This is a genomic window from Serratia sp. NCCP-200, from assembly GCF_059697885.1.
Window position 1 is genome coordinate 1 of sequence record NZ_BAAKUJ010000017.1, and the last position, 614, is coordinate 614.

The 614-nt window shown below is 57.2% G+C and carries 1 protein-coding gene; it reads left to right on the plus strand.

Annotated features, from left to right (window positions below):
* Positions 1-614 (plus strand): transposase (locus AC6HVW_RS25010; RefSeq protein WP_497569736.1); only part of this gene is annotated, 614 nt, incomplete at both ends.

Here is a 614-nt window from a genome sequence, read left to right on the forward strand (position 1 = left end):
GGTGTCCCCTCCGAGCGCCGTCTGGTCAAGGAAATCCAGGTCAATGTCGCTTACCGCTGGTTCCTGCGTATGGGGCTGACCGAGAAGGTCCCCGACGCCTCAACCCTGAGCCAGAACCGCATTCGTCGCTTCAACAACAGCGATGTCTTCCAGCAGATTTTCGACCATATCGTGTTACAGGCGCTGGGTCAGGGGATGGCAAACGGACGTGTGCTCTACACCGACAGCACCCACTTGAAAGCCGATGCCAACCCGCGCAAGGCCGTGAACGAACTACGCCCTGAAGGCGTCAGTGAATACTTCACACAGTTGAATGATGCCGTGGAGGCCGACAGGAAGAAACGCGAAAAAAAGCCGCTGCCCGCCGCAAGAAAAACAACCAAAAACGACGCCGTTAAAAACACCAAAGTCAGCATCACCGACCCGGAAAGCGGCTTTATGCACCGGGACAACAAGCCAAAGGGCTTCTTCTATCTGGATCACCGCACGGTGGACGGCAAGCACGGCATCATCATGGATACCCATGTCACGCCGGGCAATGTGCACGATAGCCAGCCGTTCATTGGCAGGCTGGCACGGCAGGTGGAGCGGTTCAACCTTGATACGGTCGCCGT